The sequence below is a fragment of the Nocardia salmonicida NBRC 13393 genome, assembly GCF_001613085.1.
Taxonomy (GTDB): domain Bacteria; phylum Actinomycetota; class Actinomycetes; order Mycobacteriales; family Mycobacteriaceae; genus Nocardia; species Nocardia salmonicida.
This window is the reverse complement of record NZ_BDBR01000020.1, coordinates 43384-63820: the sequence shown is the minus strand read 5'-3', so window position 1 is coordinate 63820 and position 20437 is coordinate 43384. Positions and strand designations below refer to the sequence as shown.

General features: G+C 69.6%; 3 protein-coding genes. All 3 read left to right on the top strand.

The genetic code is table 11. From position 1 onward, the window contains the following. Nucleotides 1-116 precede the first annotated feature (116 nt). From NS1_RS21260 to NS1_RS21250, 3 genes are read left to right on the top strand one after another with little or no spacing between them, the layout of a single operon-like run. Complete coding sequence (locus NS1_RS21260) at nt 117-18086, top strand: non-ribosomal peptide synthase/polyketide synthase (RefSeq protein ID WP_255284629.1); 17970 nt, start codon at nt 117-119, stop codon at nt 18084-18086. Next, the gene (locus tag NS1_RS21255; RefSeq protein WP_062987057.1) at nt 18086-20212 is read left to right on the top strand and encodes an AMP-binding protein; all 2127 of its coding nucleotides are present in this window, start codon (nt 18086-18088) and stop codon (nt 20210-20212) included. The genes NS1_RS21260 and NS1_RS21255 overlap by 1 nt, the downstream gene beginning before the upstream one ends. Beyond that, nucleotides 20209-20424 (top strand): MbtH family protein, encoded by a 216-nt coding sequence (locus NS1_RS21250; protein ID WP_056814159.1) that lies wholly within the window; start codon nt 20209-20211, stop codon nt 20422-20424. Before NS1_RS21255 ends, NS1_RS21250 begins: the two co-directional genes overlap by 4 nt. The last annotated feature ends 13 nt before the right edge of the window (nt 20425-20437 follow it).

The window sequence follows — 20437 nt, the reverse complement described above, 5'->3', positions numbered from 1 at the left end:
CGCGAGTGTGGCGTCACGCCCACCGCGTTCATATCGAATCTTCCGGTTCACGAGGTGTATTCGTGCTGCCCGAAAACATTCGATCTGCTGTTCTTTCGCGATTCGAGGAGGCTCTGGTGCACGGTACGGAGTTGGGTGGGTTCAGTGCGCGACCACAGGAAGCGCAGGTCGTCGGCCTGCCGTTTCCGCTGACCCCGGCCCAGCTGGGCGTCTGGTACGCGCAGCTGCTCGACCCCGATGTCCCGATCACCATCGCCCAGTATGTCGACATCGACGGCGAGCTCGATATCGCTGTGCTGCAGCAGGTTTCGGCCGAGGCTGCGCACGCCTACGGCTCGTCGCTGGTGCGCATCGGCGAATTCGACGGTGTCCCGCACCAGTACGTCGACCACACCATCGCGGTCGAGCAGGAGCTGCCGCTGATCGATCTTCGCCACCACGACGACCCCGTGGCCGCCGCGCAGGAATGGATGCGCGCCGAGTTCGGCGCCCCCATCGACCTGCTCACCGACCGGCTGGTGGCGGGTGCGGTGCTGCGGGTCGGCGAAGCGCGGTGGTTCTGGTATCTGCGCGGCCATCACATCGTGCTCGATGGGTACGGCGCGTTCACCAACTCCCAGCGCGTCGCCGAGCTCTACACCGCGCGGATGCTCGACACCCCGGCCCGCGAAGTGGTGCCGGGCGAGCTGTCGGCGCTGGTCGAGGGCGAACAGCGGTACCGCGAAAGCACTCGTTTCCTCGGCGATCGTGAGCACTGGGCCCAGCGCATCGCGGGCCTGGACAGTCCCACCGCGCTCGACGGCCGCACCGCGCCGAGGTCGGCGATCAACCTGGTGACCGGTGGGCGCCTGTCGGAGAGATTGGTCGACCGCCTGGAAACCATTGCCGCCAGCGATGATTCGGCGATCTCCGCGGTACTCCTCGCCGCCTTCGCCGCCTACCTGGGCCGCCTCACCGACCGCCCGGACGCGGTGCTGAGCCTGCCCGTCACCGCCCGCACCACCGCGGTCATGCGCCGCTCGGCAGGGATGCTGTCCAATATCGTGCCGCTGCGACTCCCCACGGGCGCGGCGGGTTCTGCCGCTACCTGGGGTGAGCTGCTGCGCGCGGCGCGGGTGGAGGTGGCGGGTGCGCTGCGCCATCAGCGCTACCGTGCCGAGGACATCCGCCGCGACGCCGAGGACGACGGCCGCCCCGCCCGGCGTGCGCTGTTCGGTCCGCTCGCCAACTTCATGCTCTTCCGCAGTGACCTCACGCTCGGTACCACCACCGGCCGCTACCGGGTGCTGTCCACCGGTCCGATCGAGGACCTGAGTCTCAATGTCTACTACGGCGACCGCGATCGGGTGCACGTCGATTTCGAGGCCAACCCGCACCTCTACGACGCCGACACCCTGGCCAGGCATCACGCCCGTTTCCTCGGTTTCCTCGAGCGCTTGGCCGCTGCTGACCTCGACACCGCGCTGAGCGCGATCGAGGTGGCGACCGAGCTGGAACTCCAGGTCAGCACGAGGATCTGGAACTCCACCCGGTTCGATGTCGATGCCGCGCTGGCCGAACGTTCGGTGCCGACGGCCACCCTGCCCGCCCTGTTCGAAGCCCAGGTCGCGCGTACCCCTGACGATGTGGCCGTGCGGATGGCGACGTCTTCGCCCACCGAGGACGCGACGCTGACCTATCGCGAGCTGGCCCAGCGGGTCAACCGGCTGGCCCGGCGCCTGCGGGCGGACGGCATCGGCCCGGAATCGCTGGTGGCGCTGAGTATTCGGCGTTCGCCCGAACTGGTCGTGGCGATGTACGCGGTGCTCGCCGCGGGCGCGGCCTACGTGCCGATCGACCCGGATCACCCGGCCGAGCGCATCGCGCACATCCTCGCCACCGCCGCCCCGGCCGCGGTGCTCACAACCACCCGCGACCGCGCGCCCGTCGACGGGCTGCCGGTGCTGACTGTGGACACGCTCGATCTGAGCGACTACGATGACGCCCCGCTGAACGATGCCGACCGCACCGTGCCGCTGCGCCCAGGTCACCCCGCGTATGTCATCTTCACCTCCGGCTCCACCGGTCTGCCCAAGGGCGTCGCCGTCGAGCACGCCGCGATCGTGAACCGGCTGGTGTGGATGCAGCAGACCTACCGGCTGCACGGCGTCGACGTGGTGTTGCAGAAGACCCCGATCACATTCGATGTGTCGGTGTGGGAGTTCTTCTGGCCCTTGCAGATCGGCGCGACGCTGCTCCTGGCTGAGCCGGACGGCCACCGCGATCCCGGTTACCTGCGCCGCGTGATAGCCGAATACGGCGTCACCGTGGCACATTTCGTGCCGTCGATGCTGGAAGCCTTTCTGGCCCAACAGGAAATCGCCGAGCGCACCTCGCTGCGGCTGGTCTTCGCCTCCGGTGAGGCTCTGCCCGCCGCGCCCGCTCAGCGCCTGCGGCTGCTGACCGGTGCCCGGCTCCACAATCTCTACGGCCCGACCGAGGCCGCCGTCGATGTCACCTTCCACGAGGTGAACGACAGCGACCGGGTCACGGTGCCGATCGGCGCGCCGGTGTTCAACACCCGGCTCCATGTTCTCGACTCACGGCTGCGGCCTGTTCCGGTCGGGGCTCCGGGTGAGCTGTATCTGTCGGGGGTACAGCTCGCCCGGGGTTATGTAGGACGTCCCGAGCTCACCGCCGGACGTTTCGTCGCCGCGCCCGCGGTGGTGTCCGCCGACTCCGGGCGCTCGGTCGCCGAGGGCGGATCCGGTGTCGCTGTCGTGCACCCGCTGCCGGGTGAGCGGATGTACCGCACCGGCGACCTGGTTCGCTGGACCACCAATGGTGAGCTGGAATACTTGGGGCGCACCGATTTTCAGGTGAAGCTGCGTGGTCTGCGGATCGAGCTCGGCGAGATCGAGGCCGTCCTGGAGAGCGTCGACTCCGCGGCGCGCGCCGTGGTCATGGTCCGTGACGACGCGGGCGTCGGCGAGCAGTTGGTCGCCTATGTGGTGGAAGCCGAGCCGGGCGCGGTCGTGACCGATGATCTGCGCGAGACCGCGCTGCGCGCGCTGCCCGCCTACATGGTGCCCGCCGCGTTCGTGCTGCTCGATGCCCTTCCGGTGAACGCGTCGGGCAAGCTCGATCGCAAGGCTCTGCCCGCACCCGTCCGCACCGTCGTCACCTACGCCGAACCGGTCGGCTCGGTGGAGCAGACGGTGGCCAGGGTGTTCGGGGAGGTACTCGGCCTCGACCGCATCGGTCGCGACGACGACTTCTTCGCCCTCGGCGGCAACAGCCTGGTGGCCACCCAGGTCGCGGCCCGCCTCGGCGCCGACCTCGGCTGCCGCCTCGGCGTGCGCGATCTGTTCGGCGCGACCACCGTCGCCCGCCTCGCCGCCGCCGTCGCCGAACGTGCCGACACCGGTGTCTCGGCTCAGCTCCCCGTGCTCGCTGCTCGCCCCCGCCCGGCGCTGATCCCGCTTTCCCCCGCGCAGCAACGAATCTGGTTCCTCAACCGCTTCGACCCCTCGGCCCCCGGCTACAACATGCCGTTCGTCGTCCGCCTGCGCGGCACCGCCGATCTCCCCGCCTTGGTCGCCGCGCTGCACAAGGTCGTCGACCGCCACGAGGCCCTGCGCACCGTGTTCCCTGCGGTCGACGCCCCTGGTGGCGAGGTTGCCGAGCAGGTCGTCCGCGATGCCGGGTCGGTCCGCATCGGTGATCCCGTCGCAGTGTCGGCCGCCGACCTCGACGCCGAGCTGACTCGCTTCGCTCGCGCCGGGTTCGATCTCGAACGCGAAGCTCCTTTCCGCGCGGGCATCTTCGTCGTCCCGGAGGCTGTCGACAGCGCTGTGGACAACTCCGCCTCGCGGCTCGCCGAGCCCATCGCGGACGTCCCGGCAGGGGAGTGCGTACTCGCAGTCGTGCTGCATCACATCGCGGCAGACGGCGTTTCGCTGCAGGTGCTCGTCCGCGACGTACTCACCGCCTACCGCGCCGCGGCCGACGGCGTCGATCCGGGGTGGTCGCCGCTGAGTGTGCAGTACGCCGACTATGCGCTCTGGCAGCGCGAACTGCTCGGCGCCGAAGCCGATCCGCAGTCGCTGGCCTCGCGCGAAATCTCTTTCTGGGAGCGGACTCTGGCGGGACTGCCCGACCAACTCGAGCTGCCCTCGGCCCGGCAGCGGCCGATCGAGCCGAGCATGCGCGGCGCACGCACCGCCTTCACCATCGACGCCGACCTGCATCGGCGGCTCGCCGATCTGGCTCAGCAGGCAGGCGCCTCGCTGTTCATGGTCCTGCACACCGCGCTGGCCGTGCTCCTCGCGCGCCTGTCCGGGACCACCGACATCGCCATCGGTACCGGTGTGGCGGGCCGTGGTGACCGTGCCATCGACGACCTGATCGGCATGTTCGTCAACACCCTGGTTCTGCGCACCGAGGTCGATCCGGCCGCGAGTTTCACCGCCGCGCTGGAAGGCACCCGGGAAACCGACCTTGCCGCCTTCGCCCATGCCACCGTTCCCTTCGATCGCCTGGTCGACGTCGTCAACCCGGCCCGCTCGCAGTCGCGGCACCCGCTGTTCCAGGTGGCGCTCAACTTCCAGGCCGTGCTCGACACCACCTTCGAACTGGCAGGTTCGCCGGTCACGGTGCGTGAGATCGAACTCGACATCACCAAGTTCGACCTACAGCTGACCCTCGCCGAACGACGCGGTGCCGCGGGCGAACCCGACGGCATCGACGCCGTCACCCTGTATGCCACCGACCTCTTCGACGAGCCCGAGATGCACACTCTCGGCGCGCGTTTCGTGCGACTACTAGCCGCGGCGGTCACCGCCCCCGACACTGCGGTCGGTGACCTCGCGCTGCTGTCGCCGCCCGAACACGCCCGGCTCGTCGGGATGCGCGGAGCGCCGGTGACTGCCACCGGCCTGCTACCCGACCTCCTGGCCAGGGCCGTCGCGGCCGATGCGGATCGCGATGCCGTGACCGACGGCGACCGCACCCTCACCTACCGTGAACTCGACCGGGCGTCGTCACGCCTGGCCAGGGTCCTCATCGACAGTGGCATCGGTCCCGACGACGTCATCGCCGTCGGCATCCCCCGCTCCATCGAGTCGGTCCTCGCGGTGTGGGCTGTCGCCAAGTCAGGTGCGGCCTGGCTGCCCGTCGATCCGAGCTACCCGCTCGATCGGATCACTCATATGGTGACCGATTCCGGTGCGCGACTGGGTCTTACAGTGTCCGAGTCGCAGCCCGCACTGCCCGGCTCGATCGACTGGCTGGTCCTCGACGAACTGAAGCTGATGGCCGAATGCGCCGGGCGTTCCAGCGACCCCGTCACCGACGTCGAGCGCGTTCGCCCCCTGCGCACCGAGCACCTCGCCTACGTCATCTACACCTCCGGCTCCACCGGCCTGCCCAAGGGCGTGCTGGTCACCCAGGCGGGCATCGCCGGTTTCGCCGCCGAGGAAACCGCCCGCATGTTCGGTTCCGCCGACGCTCGCGTCCTCCAGGTCGGCTCCCCGTCCTTCGACATCTCGGTGATGGAATTCCTGCTCGCCGTGAACTCCGCCGCGACGCTGGTGATCGCCCCGCTGGGTCGCCACGTGGGAGACGAATTGACCCAGCTGCTTTCGGAGCAGCGCGTCACCCACGCGCTGATGACGCCCTCCGGCCTTGCCGTGCTCGACCCCGCTCGACTCGACGCCCTTCGCATGGTGATGGTCGGCGGTGAAGCCTGCCCGCCCGACCTGATCGCCCGCTGGACCACCGGACCCGTCCCGCGCGCGTTCGTGAACGCCTACGGCCCCTCCGAGACCACGGTCGCCACCAATATCAGTGTCCCCCTCACCGCGGATTCCCCGCTGACCCTCGGCACCCCACTGCGCGGCATCACCCAGTGGGTACTCGACGCGCGGCTGCGACCGGTCCCCACCGGTGTCGCGGGCGAGCTGTACGTCGCGGGCGCCCAGGTGGCCCGTGGCTACCGCTCCCGCGCTGCCCTCACCGCGGCGCGGTTCGTCGCCTGCCCGTGGGCGCCGTCCGAGCGTATGTACCGCACCGGCGACCTGGTCCGCTGGACCACCGAGGGCACCCTCGAGTACCTGGGTCGCAACGATGACCAGGTCAAACTCCGCGGCTTCCGGATCGAACTCGGCGAAATCGAAACCGCCCTGCTCGCCCTGCCGTCGATCCGCCAGGCCGTCGTGCTCGTCCGTGCCGACGCCCACCGTGGCGACCAGCTCGTCGCTTACCTGGTGCCCGCTGCCACCGAAGACCGAGCTGTCGATACGACGGCAGTGGCTCTCGATGTCGACGCGATCACCGCTACCCTGCGTGGCACCCTCGCCCCGCACATGGTGCCGTCCGCGTTCGTCGTGATCGATGCGCTGCCGCTCACCCCCAACGGCAAGCTCGACCGCAAGGCGCTGCCGGAGCCGGTGTTCACCGCGCGCGCCTTCCGTGCGCCCGCCGCGGGCATCGAGTCCGCGGTGGCTCAGGTGTTCGGCGAGGTGCTCGGGGTCGAGCAGGTCGGCGCCGACGACGACTTCTTCGCGCTCGGCGGCAACTCCCTAGTCGCCACCCAGGTGGTGTCTCGCCTCGGCACCACGCTCGGTCGCGCGGTGTCACTGAAGGTGCTGTTCGAGGCGCCGACCGTGGCCGCACTCGCCGCGGTGCTCGACTCCGCGGAAGCGGTCGCGCCGAGGCCCGCCCTGGTGGCAGGCGAACGGCCGCACCGGGTTCCGCTGTCGTATGCCCAGCAGCGCATGTGGTTCCTGAACCAGTTCGACGCCGAATCGGTCGCCGACAATATCGCCGCCGCCATCCGCCTGACCGGCGCGATCGACTACACCGCGATGAACGCGGCCGTCGCCGCGGTCTTCGCCAGGCACGAAGCGCTGCGGACCCGCTACCCCGCCGTCGACGGCATCCCGTTCCAGCAGGTGCTCGACGCCGACCAGCTGACGATCACCCTCGAACCGCACGCGATCGCCCCGGTCGACCTCGACAGTCGGATCCGCGCGCTGGCCGCTGTCCCGTTCACGGTCGACCAGGAACCGCCGGTCCGCTTGCATCTGCTGCACACCGGCGCCGACGAGCACGTCCTCGTCATCGTGCTGCACCACATCGCCGCCGACGGCTGGTCGGTCGCACCACTGACCCGCGACGTGATGGTCGCCTACGCCGCTCACCGGGCGGGCACCGCACCCCAGTGGACGCCACTGCCGGTGCAATACGCCGACTTCGCCCTCTGGCAGCGCGATGCCCTCGGTGCCGAGGACGACGCCGACTCCTCCCTGTCGCGCCAGATCGCCTTCTGGACCACTGAACTGGCGGATCTGCCCGACCTGCTCTCGCTGCCGAGTGACCGTCCGCGCCCGGCGGTGGCCTCGGGTCGCGGTGCGCGCCAGACCTTCACGGTGCCCGCCGCGATCACCGAACGACTGCGCGGCCTCGGCGCGGATGCCGGCGCCTCGCTGTTCATGGTGCTGCACACCGTATTCGCCGCCACACTCACCAAACTGTCCGGCCAACAGGACATCTCGATCGGTACTCCGGTCGCAGGCCGCGGTGACCAGGCGCTCGACGACCTGGTCGGGATGTTCGTCAACACGCTCGTGCTGCGGGCCCGGATCCGGCCCGACGCCACCTTCACCGAACTCCTCGGCACGGTCCGCGACAGCGACCTGCGCGCCCTGGCCAACACCGACGTCACCTTCGACCGTCTCGTCGAGGCGCTCAATCCCGAGCGCTCGACCGCGCGGCACCCGTTGTTCCAGGTGATGCTCGACTTCCAGAACAACTCCCGAACCGAACTCGAACTCGCGGGCTTGACCGCCACCGAAATCGAGATCGACACCCACACAGCGAAGTTCGACCTGCACCTCACCCTGCGCGAGACCTCCGACGGACTCTTCGGCCGCTTCGAGTACGCGACGGACCTCTTCGACGCGCAGACCATCACAGATCTCGGCACCCGCTTCCTGCGAATGCTGGATACGGTGACCGCCGATCCCACCGTCGTGATCGGCGACATCGACCTGCTCGACACCGCGGAGCGCACACACCTGCTCGACACCTGGAACGCCACCGCGTACCCGGTCGACGAGCGCATGACGCTGGTCTCGCTGTTCACCGCGCAGGCCCAGCGCACCCCGGAGGCGACCGCCGTGAGCTTCGACGGCGAATCGCTGAGCTACGCCGAGTTCGCCGCCCAGGTGAATCGGCTCGCTCGCCTGCTGATCTCGATCGGTGTTCGCCCCGATCGCACCGTGGCTCTCGGTATGCGTCGCTCGACCGACCTGGTCGTCGCCATGTACGCGGTCCTCGCCGCGGGCGGCGCCTATGTGCCGCTCGACCCGGACCACCCGGCCGAGCGCATCGCCCAGGTGATCGACGCCGCCGACCCGGTCTGCGTCCTGACCCGCGCGATCGACGACATCGACCTGTTCGCGCAGGATCGCGAGGACGCGCGCGTGACCGCTCGCCCCGCGATTCTCGACCTCGAGCAACTCGACACCACCGACTACTCGTCCGAGCCGATCACCGATGCCGACCGCCTCGCCACCCTGACTCCCGGCAACGCCGCCTACCTGATCTTCACCTCCGGCTCCACCGGTCAGCCCAAGGGTGTCGTCGTCTCCCACGGCGCCATCGTCAACCGCCTGGTGTGGATGCAGGACGCCTACCGCCTCACCCCCGACGACGTCGTCCTGCAGAAGACCCCCGCCACCTTCGACGTGTCGGTGTGGGAGTTCTTCTGGCCCTTGCAGATCGGTGCCCGCCTTCTGCTGGCCCGCCCCGACGGCCACCGCGACCCGGCCTACCTGGCCCAGCTGATCGACACCGAGCAGATCACCGTCGCCCACTTCGTCCCCTCGATGCTGGCCGTCTTCGTCGCCGCGCTCGACGAAGCGAGCGCTGCGACCACCGCGAGCTGCGCATCGCTGCGCCTGGTGTTCGCATCGGGCGAGGCGCTGCCGCCCACGCCCGCCCAACTGCTGCGCCGACGCACCGGTACGGCTGTGCATAACTTGTACGGCCCCACCGAGGCCGCGGTCGACGTCACCTTCCACGAGGTGATCGACGCCGACACCGTCTCTGTCCCGATCGGCGCGCCTGTGCACAACACCCGGGTGTACGTCCTCGACGGTCGACTGCATCCGGTTCCCGTCGGCGTTCCCGGCGAGCTGTACCTGGCAGGTGCTCAACTGGCGCGAGGCTACGCGGGCCGTGCCGACCTCACCGCGGACCGCTTCGTCGCCGACCCGTTCACCCCCGCCGAGCGCATGTACCGCACCGGCGACCTCGTCACATGGACCACGGACGGTGAGCTGGAGTATTTGGGCCGCACCGACTTCCAAGTGAAGCTGCGTGGTCTGCGGATCGAGCTCGGCGAGATCGAAGCCGTCCTGTCCGGACTTCCGGAGATCACCCAGGCCGCGGTCATCGCCCGCGACGACGCACTGGTGGCGTATCTCGTCGCACCACAGCACCTCGACGTGGATGCGGTGAAGGCCACGCTGATCCGTACCCTGCCCGCCTACATGGTTCCCACGGCGTTCGTGGTCCTCGACGAGTTCCCGCTCAACACCTCCGGCAAGCTCGACCGGAAGTCGCTGCCCACACCGAGTTTCGAGGCCGCGGTGTTCCGGGCGCCGACCACCGAGGTCGCTCGCATCGTGGCAGCCACGTTCGCGACGGTCCTCGGTTTCCCCGCCGATCGCGAAGTCGGTCTCGACGACGACTTCTTCGCCCTCGGCGGCAACTCCCTCAATGCCACCCAGGTCGCGGCCCGCCTCGGCGCCGCCCTCGACACCCAGATCCCGGTCCGGTTGCTGTTCGACGCGCCGACCGTGGCCGACCTGGCCCACCGGTGCACCGCCCTGCGCGGCACCGGTGGCCGCCTCGAACTCACCACTCGCGGACGGCCACAGCGGATTCCGCTGTCGGCCGCGCAGCGCCGGATGTGGTTCCTCAACCGCTACCTAGCCGACGTCGACGGTATCGGCGATGCCGTCGACAACATCCCGGTCGCGCTGCGGCTCACCGGCGACCTCGATATCGCCGCCCTCGAAGCCGCCCTCACCGACGTGGTCATCCGGCACGAGACCCTGCGAACCAGCTACCCCGACGGCCCGGAGGGCGCCGAACAGCTGATCTCGGACACGGCGGAACTCGCCCTGCGGCCCGAGGCGATCACCGAGGCGGAACTGCCCGAACGCCTGTTGTCCTGCGCCGCGGTCCGCTTCGACCTGACCACCGAAATCCCGCTGCGCGCGGCCTTGTTCGCGGTGCACGGCGACCACGTGCTCGTCCTGGTGGTCCACCACATCGCCGCGGACGGTTTCTCGCTCGGCCCGCTGGCCGCCGACCTGATGGCCGCCTACGCCGCCCGCCACGAAGGGACCACCCCCACCTGGGCCCCGCTGCCGATCCAGTACGCCGACTACACCCTGTGGCAGCACGAAAACCTCGGTGACGCGGCAGACTCCGGTTCGCCGGCGCACACCCAACTGGCCTTCTGGCGCCACGGCCTGGCCGGCCTGCCCGAGCAGCTCGACCTGCCGACCGACCGTCCCCGCCCCGCCGAATCCACCTACCGTGGCGCCGTCCACCGCTTCCAGATCGACTCCGATCTGCACAGCGAACTGCGCGAACTGGCCCGCAAGCACGAGGCCACCCTGTTCAGCACCGTGCACGCGGCGCTGGCGGTCCTCCTGGCGCGCCTGTCCGGCGGCAGCGACATCGCCATCGGCACTCCGGTGGCGGGCCGTGGCGAGGCTGCCCTCGACGGCCTGATCGGTATGTTCGTCAACACCCTGGTCCTGCGCACCCAGATCGACCCGCGCGTCGAATTCGAGACCGCCCTCGACGCTGTCCGCGCGGGCGACCTGGACGCCCTCTCGCACGCCGACATCCCGTTCGAGCAGGTCGTGGATGCCGTCGACCCGGCGCGAGCTCGTAACCGCCACCCGCTGTTCCAGGTGGCACTGGTTCTGCAGAACTTCACTGTCCCGGCACTGGAAGCTGCGGGGCTGCGCGTCCACCCTGTCGATTTCGATGCCGCCGTGGCGAAGTTCGACCTGCAGTTCACCGTCGGCGAATCCGACGACATCGATGGACGCGCGAACGGCATGTCGATCGAAATCGCCTACGCCACCGATTTGTTCGACGAGGGCAGCGTCGCGGTGCTGGCCCGTCGCTTCACCCAGGTGCTGGCCGCCGTCGTCGCCGACCCGACGGTCGTGGTGGGCGACATCCAACTGCTCAGTGCCGAAGAACAGCAGCGCACCCTGCACGATTGGTCGTCCACCGGCGCTTCGGTGGCCGCCGCCGACACCATGGTGGACCGATTCGCCCGCGCCGCCGCCCTCGACCAGAACGCCGTCGCTGTGAAGGCGGGCGATCTCAGCCTGAGCTACGGCGAGCTCGACGCCTGGTCCAACCGCCTGGCGCGGCGTCTCGTCGCCGCGGGTGTCGGCCCGGAATCGCTGGTAGCGGTCGCACTTCCGCGTTCGGTGGAGTTGCCCGTCGCCTTGCTCGCCGTGCTGAAGGCGGGCGGCGGCTACCTGCCGATCGACCCCAACTACCCGGCCGATCGCATCGAATACGTGCTGGACGACGCCCGGCCGCACTGCGCCATCACCAACGCCGACACCGGCCTGGCGCCCGACTGGTTCGGTGGCCCGGTCATCGATCCCGACGCGGGCAACCTGTCCGACTTCGCCGCCGAGCCCCTGACCGACGCGGACCGGCGTACGCCCCTGGACCCTGCCAACACCGCCTACGTCATCTACACCTCCGGCTCGACCGGTCGCCCCAAGGGCGTCGTCGTTCCGCACACGAATGTCGTCGCCTTGCTGGACAACACCGCGGCGCGTTTCGGCTTCGGCCCCTCGGATGTGTGGACGATGTTCCACTCCTACGCCTTCGACTTCTCGGTGTGGGAGCTGTGGGGAGCCCTGCTGCACGGCGGCTCGATCGTCCTGGTCGACTACTTCACCTCCCGCTCGCCCGAACAGTTCCGCGAGCTGCTGCGCGCCGAACGCGTCACCGTGCTCAACCAGACGCCGTCAGCGTTCTACGGGCTCGTCGCCGCCGACCTGGCCACCCTCGAACCCTCCGAATACGCTTTGCGCACAGTGATCTTCGGTGGCGAGGCGCTCGAACCCCAGCGTCTGGCCGGCTGGTTCGCCCGCTACCCGGACTCGCCCCGCATGGTGAACATGTACGGCATCACCGAGACCACCGTGCATGCCTCCTACCGGGAGATCACCCCGAACACGGGCTCCGCCAGCGTGATCGGCGGCGCCATCGCGGGACTGACAGTGCGCGTGCTGGATTCGCGTCTGCGCCCCGTTCCGGTCGGCGTGCCCGGCGAGATCTACGTCTCCGGCCCGCAGTTGGCGCGCGGCTACCTGGGGCGGCCCGACCTGACCGCGAGCCGCTTCGTCGCCGACCCCTACGGGCCCGCCGGATCCGTCGCCTACCGCTCGGGCGACCTCGCCCGCTGGACGATAGCGCCGGACGATCCCGCGTCGCCGGCTTCGGCAGCCGCCGAACTCGAATACCTGGGTCGTGCCGACCAGCAGGTGAACCTGCGTGGCTTCCGCGTCGAGCTCGGCGAGATCGAGGCCGCGCTGCTGCGCAGTTCGGTGGCCCCGCGCGAAGTGGCGGTCCTCGTCCGTACCGACCTGGTCGACGAGCCGCGAATCGTGGCCTACCTGGTCGCGGAATCGACCCACGTCGACACCGCCGACCTGCGCAAAGAGCTGGCGCGGACCCTGCCCGAACACATGCTCCCGGCTGCCGTGGTACTGGTCGACCGCATCCCGCTCACGGTCAACGGCAAGCTCGACCGTGCCGCACTCCCGGCACCCGTCTTCGAGACCACCGCCTACCGCAAGCCCGCCACGATCACCGAGCAGATCATCGCCGACGTCTACACCGAGGTCCTCGGCCGTACCGACGGGCAGCCGGTCGGCGCCGACGACGACTTCTTCGCCCTCGGCGGCAGCTCGCTGCTGGCAGCCAAGGCCGTCGCCCGCATCGGTGCCGCCCTCGACCGGCGCGTCGGTGTGCGGACCCTGTTCGAGACCCCGCGCGTCGCCGAGTTGGCCGCCGCCGTCGACGCTCAGTCCGAGGTCGATCGGCCCGCGCTGGTGGGCCGGGCCCGTCCCGAGTTCCTTCCGCTGTCCCCGGCTCAGCAGCGGATGTGGTTCCTCAACCGCTTCGACGGCGCGTCGGTGGCCTACAACATCCCGTTCGCGCTGCGCCTGAGCGGTGCGCTCGATACCGGTGCGTTGCAGGCCGCGATGTCGGACGTGGTCGCCCGGCACGAGTCGCTGCGCACCATGTACCCGGTGTCGCGAGCCACGGGGACCGATATCGACGGCACTCCGACGCAGTCGATCGTGGCTGCCGCCGACGCCGTGGTGTCGCTGGAACCGATCGCGGTCGCCGACGCGGACCTGCCCGCGGCGATTCGCGAACTGGCCGAGACCACCTTCGATGTCACCACCGAGATTCCGGTGCGCATGCGCCTGTTCCAGGTGGCCGACACCGAATTCGTGCTGGCCGCCGTCATGCACCACATCGCCGCCGACGGCTCCTCCGTCGCGCCCTTCGTGGCCGACCTGATGCGGGCCTACACCGCCCGGCTCGCCGATGCCGCACCCGGTTGGGCGCCGCCCGCCGTGCAGTTCGCCGACTACGCCCTGTGGCAACGCGACCTACTCGGTGACGAGTCTGATCCGGAATCCGTTGCCGCCCAGCAGGTTCGCTACTGGCAGACCCAGCTCGCCGGACTGCCCGATCAGCTGGCCTTGCCGACCGACCGGCCACGTCCCGCCCGCCAGAGCCTGCGCGGCGACAAGGTGAGCTTCACCGTCGACGCCGATCTGCACGCCGCGCTGATCGCCCTCGGTCGCGGCAACGGCGCCACGCTGTTCATGGTGGTCCACGCGGCCTTCGCGGCCCTGCTGGCCAGAGTTTCCGGCACCGCCGATATCGCCGTCGGCACCCCGAACGCGGGACGCGGCGAAGCCGAACTCGACGAGGTCATCGGCATGTTCGTCAACACCCTCGTGCTGCGCACCCAGGTCGCGGGCGACGCCGCGTTCACCGCTTTGCTCGCCGCGGCACGCACCGCCGATATCGCCGCCTTCTCGCACGCCGACGTGCCGTTCGAGCGGTTGGTCGAGGTGCTCAACCCGGCCCGTTCCACCGCGCGGCACCCGCTGTTCCAGGTCGGCTATTCGTTCCAGAACCACGAGCGTGGTCAGCTGGAACTGCCCGGCCTGACCGTCTCGAACATCGAATTCGACTCCGGCGTAGCACAGTTCGACCTGCACCTGTTCGCCCTCGACAACTACACCGCCGATGGCTCTCCGGCGGGCATCGAGATGGCCCTCGGCTATGCCACCGATCTGTTCGACGCCGCAACCGCGGAACGTTTCGTCGGTCAGCTGCGCCGGGTGCTCGAATCCGTTACCACTACACCGGATGTCGTCGTCGGCGACCTCGATGTGCTCGGCACCGACCGCATCCTGCTCCTCGAGACATGGAACGATACCGCTCATCCGGTCGAGTCGACAACCCTCGCCGAACTGGTTGTCCGCCAAGCACACCGAACCCCGACAGCGCTCGCGCTGGTAGACGACGAGACCGGCGAATCCCTGGACTACGCCACCTTCGATGCCCAGATCAATCGTGTCGCTCGGCTCCTGATCGCCGAGGGCGTCGGCCCGGAACGCGCCGTCGTGCTGGCCATGCGCCGGGGTATCGACCTCGTGATCGCCATGCACGCCGTGGTCCGGGCGGGCGGCGCGTACGTGCCGATCGACCCCGATCACCCCGTCGACCGCATCGCCGACATCGTCGCCACCGCGGCGCCGCTGTGCGTGCTCACCACCGCGGTCGACGGTCTCCCGATCTCGGTCGACGTCCCCGTCTTCGAGCTGGATCACCGCGCCCTGCAGGACCTCTCGACCGACCCGGTGACCGATGTCGAGCGCATCGCCCCGCTGCGTCCGGAGCACCCCGCGTACATCATCTTCACCTCGGGCTCCACCGGTCGCCCCAAGGGCGTAGCCGTCCCGCATGCCGCGATCGTCAACCAGCTCGCCTGGCTGCACGACCGCTTCGCCATGACCACCACCGATCGCGTTCTCCTGAAAACCCCTGCCACCTTCGACCTCTCGGTCTGGGAGTTCTGGTCGCCCCTGAGCTCCGGCGGTGCCCTGATCGTCACCCGCCCCGGCGACGAGCGTGATCCAGATCGGCTGCGCACCACCATGACCCGGCACGGCGTCACCGTCCTGCACGCGGTGCCCTCACTCGTCGGCATGCTCCTGACCACCGAAACCGAACTCCCGGTGTCGCTGCGCGCCGTCCTCGCCATCGGCGAAGCACTGCCCGCCGCCACCGCTACCCAGTTCCGTGCCAGCGGCACCACCGCCGCCCTACACAACCTGTACGGCCCGACCGAGGCCGCCGTCTCGATCACCGAATACGAAGTAGCCCATGACCCGTCGCACGTTGTTCCGATCGGCGCCCCGGCGTGGAACAGCGCCCTCTACGTTCTCGACGCTCGTCTACGGCCGGTCCCGATCGGCGTAGCGGGCGAGCTCTACCTGGCCGGAGACCAACTCGCCCGCGGCTATCTCGGCCGCCGAGCGCTCACCGCCGACCGCTTCGTCGCCAACCCCTTCGCCACCAGGGCAGGTGCGTCGCTCGGATCGCGGATGTACCGCACCGGCGACATCGTGCGGTGGCGTGCCGACGGCACCCTCGAGTACCTCGAACGCGCGGACTTCCAAGTCAAGATCGGTGGCTTCCGCATCGAACTCGGCGAGGTCGAGACAGCCCTGCTGCGCTGCGCCGATGTGCGGGCCGCGGTCGCCGTGGCCAAGACCGACGAGCGTGCGGGGGCGCGGCTGATCGCCTACGCGGCGGTCGCCGATCTGGCCCCGGGCGACGCACAATCCGTCGCGGCCCGACTGCGCGGTGAACTCGCCGCGAGCCTGCCCGCCTACATGGTTCCCGCCGCGCTGGTGGTGCTCGACGCGCTGCCGCTCAATGCCAACGGCAAGGTCGACCGGGCCGACCTGCCCGAACCGGAGTTCGCCGAGGCCGCCTTCCGCGCCCCGGTCACCGAGGTCGAACAACTTGTCGCCCGGACTTTCGCCGAGGTGATCGGCTGCCCGACCGCCGGACTCGACGACGACTTCTTCGCTCTCGGCGGCAACTCGCTGATGGCAACCCGGCTGGCCGCGCGTCTCGGCGCCGCGCTCAGCATCCGAGTCCCGGTAGCAGCGGTCTTCGATGCCCCGACGGTGGCCGCACTGGCCGAACACCTCGCCACCGCCGATCGCACCGCCGCCCGCCCGCCGTTGACCAAACGCACCAGCGAAGGTCCCGCGGTCCTCTCGCCCGCGCAGCAACGCATGTGGGTCCTGCACCAACTGTCTCCGCAGTCCTCGGCCTATCACATCCCGGCCGCCATCCGCCTGACCGGAAAGCTCGACCTGCCCGCCCTACAAGCGGCGATCGCCGACCTCCTGGCCCGCCACGACACCCTGCGCACCCGCTACCCGGACACCGCGGGCGGCCCCGTGCAACAGGTGATGCCCGCCTGGTCCGCGGCCGTCGACCTCGCCCCGATCCCGGTCGCGCCCACCGATGTCGAAACCCGAATCGCGGCACTCGTCGCGCAGCCCTTCGACATCACGGCCGCGCCCCCGATCAGAGTCGCCCTCTACCGCGTCGCCGACAACGATCACGTCCTCGTCGTCGTGGTGCACCACATCAGTGCCGACGGCTACTCGATCGACCCGCTCACCCGAGACCTGGTGCGCGCCTACGTCGATCGCAGCCAAGGGCGCGAACCCGGCTGGAGCCCGCTGGAAATCCAGTACGGCGACTTCAGCGCCTGGCAACGAGAGTTGCTCGGCACCGAGGCCGATCCCGACAGCGTGCTCACCCAGCAGCTCACCTACTGGACCCGCGAACTCGCTGGCGCACCCGAACTGCTGGCGCTGCCGACGGACCGCCCGCGCGCGGCCCGGCGTGAAATGCGCGGCGCGACGCTCGAATTCGAGATCGATGCCGAGCTCACCCGCAGCCTCGACCAGGTAGCTCGCGCCAACGGAACCACCCTGTTCACTGTGGTTCACAGCGCCCTGGCCGTCCTGCTCGCCAAACAATCCGGCAGCGCCGACATCACCATCGGCGCCCCGGTATCCGGTCGCGGCGCTCGCGAACTCGACGATCTCGTCGGCATGTTCGTCAACACCGTCGCCCTGCGCACCGAGCTCGACTCACGCGCACCGTTCACCGATCTGCTGGCCCAGGCCAAGCGACGCGACCTGGCCGCCCTCTCCCACGCCGACGTCCCGTTCGAGCAGGTGGTCGATGCCATGGGACGCACGCGAACCGGCGCCTACACCCCGCTGTTCCAGGTGATGCTGACCTTCCAGAACATGCCGCCGGGCGGTATCGACCTACCGGGCCTACACGTTCGAACGTTGGACCCCGGCCTGACGGAAGCCAAGTTCGACCTGCACCTCACCGCCCTGCAGCGCTACTCGGACAACGGCGTACTAGACGGCCTCGACGTCCACTTCGGCTACGCCATCGACCTTTTCGACGCGTCGACGGTCGAAGCGCTGGCCGAACGGTTCCGCAAGATCCTCGCCGCCGTCGCCGCCGATCCCGCCGTGGCGGTGCGCGCCATCGACATGCGCACCGACGCCGAAAAGACCCCACCACCGAGCACCTACACCATCGCCGATCTTCCGGGCCTCGTCGGCTCGGCAGCTCGGCTCGCGCCGGCGACCGTGGCATTCGCCCACGGCGAGCACGCCATCTCCTACGGAGCACTCGACGCCAAACTCACCGCGGTGAGCAGGGCGATGGGCGCGAAGATGAAACCTGAAGCGTTGGTGAACGTCGCGCTGGCCGGCCTCGTGCCCGGCGTGCTCGCCGCACTCGGCGCGGTCGGTCTGTCTTCCACTCTGCAAACACTGGTGACCGATGCTGCCGCGGTAATCGCCGGGGCGGGGTCGGCTGACGACTCGGAAGGACAACTCTGATGTCGCACACGGATTCGGTCACGACCGCCGCCACCCTCGCCGCGCTCCTGCGTGACCTGGACGGCGACCGGCCGCGTGACCCGGCGACCCTGCTCGCCGCCTTCTCCACCTACGCCGATAACGAACCCGACATCCTCGCGGTGCGCGACGGCGAAATCGGCCTCACCTACGGCGAACTAGCCGAGCGTGTCGATGCCTTGGCCGCGGCTCTCATCGAGCACGGCGTCGGCCCCGAGGCCACCGTCGCGGTGTCGCTACCGCGCTCGGCGGAACTCGTTGTCGCCGTGCACGCGGTGCTCGCCGCGGGCGGTGCCTTCGTTCTGCTCGACCCCGCTACCCCGGCGGAAGTGCAAAGCCGCACCTCGGCGCTGGCCGCGCCGACGCTCGTCCTCACGAGCGCCCGGACGCGGCACCCGGCCGGGTTCCCGGTTCTGTACACCGACGCCACCGTCGAGATCACTCCCGACGAGCTACCAGGGCCTACCGCGGACAACCCGGCCTATCTCGTCGTCGACATCGCCGCCTCGACCGCGGTCGTCGTCGGACATCGCGCGGCGCAGGCGAATTCGAGCTGGCGCCAGCGTCTCTGCGGTATCGGCGCCGGTGATTCCGTGCTCTGGCACGCACCGCTGAGCGGGCAGGCCGCGGTAGGGGAGATGCTGCTCGCCCTGCAAACCGGTGCCACGCTGGTGGTCTCGCCGTCGGAAGTGCTCGCCGACGCGATCTCCCGAACAGGCGTGACCACAGCATGTCTCGACCATGCCGAGCTGGCCGAACTGGCGGCGCTGCCCGATGCCGAGGAACGCCTCGATTCGCTGCGCGTGGTGCTCGGCTCCGGTGGGTCATTGCTCGCGAAAACCGCTGCCGCCTTGCGCTCGGTGAGCGGAGCCACCCTGTGGCATGTCTACGGCAGGCCCGAAACCGCGGGCGAGTTCGTCGCGCACGAGGTGACCGGGGCCGATCTGGAGGTGGTCCCGTTCGGATCGGCCGCCGACGATGTCGAACTGCTGATCCTCGACGAGCACCTGTGCCCCGTCGCCGACGGTGAGATCGGTGAACTCTACGTCTCCGGTGTGCAATTGGCGCGCGGTTACGTCGGCAGGCAGGCCACCGCCGCGACCTTCCTGGCCAACCCCATCGGCCCGGTGGACGACCGCATGTTCGCCACCGGCGACCTGGTGCGGCGCAGGCCGCCGGGCGATGCCTGGACCGCCGAGATCGAATTCGTCGGCCGCATCGACGACGGGCACTATTCCGGTGCGGTGGGACTGCCGGGCGAGCTCCTGCTCGACGAATTCGAAGCGCAGTCCGCCGCGACCCCTTTCGACCCGGCCGTCGTCCATGCGCCGAGCGACGGCCCGACATCGATCATCACCTATGGTGACCTCGACCGGCGCACCAACCAACTGGCCCGGCATCTGTCCGCCCTCGGCATCGGACCCGAATCCGCTGTGCTCGTGGATGTTCCGCGTTCCATCGAGTTCGTGGTCGCCGCCTACGCGGTGCTCAAGGCCGGTGGCACCGTGGTGCCGATCGACACCGCGAACCCCCTGATCCCACCGGTCGTCAACCCCGCACTGGCCCTGACCATCGCGGCCCGCGAACACCTCGGGGCCTACGACATCCCGACGGTCACGGTCGACCGGGTCGCGCTGTCGGCCTACTCCAGCGAACCGATCGCCCGCGGCGAACATCGCGCCCCGATCCTGCCGCAGCACTCCGCCCTCGTGCTGTTTCCGCCCGGCTCGACCCACAGCGTCACCATCAGCCACGAGGCCGCGGTCCACCGGGTGACCGCCATGCAGGCCCGCCACCATCTCTCCACTCGCGACGTCTACCTGCACCAGGCCCACACCGGCGACGCCACCGCCTGGCACGGCTACCTGCTACCCCTTCGCGTCGGCGCGACCGTAGTCCTCACCGAGCCGCCCGACCCCTCCCGGTTAGGCACCCTCATCACCGCCTACGGCATCACCACCACCGACTTCACCCCGCACTTCGCGCCCGCCCACCCCACCCACAGCGACCGCCTGTTCCGCACCAGCGAGCTCGCCCACCACGACATCGAAGGCACCCCATCAGCATTAGCCCATCTGGGCACTCTCCTCGGAAAGGCCACCCCATGACCAACCCGTTCGACGACGACAACGCCCAGTTCTACGTCCTGGTCAACACCGAGGGTGAACACTCCCTCTGGCCCACCTTCGCCGCCGTCCCCGGAGGCTGGTCGGTAGCCTTCGGCGCCGCGCCCCGAACCTCCTGCCTGCACTACGTGGAATCCCACTGGCTCGACATGCGCCCCAACTCCCTCATCGCCGCCATGTCCAACAAGCCCTGATCTGTCAGACCGT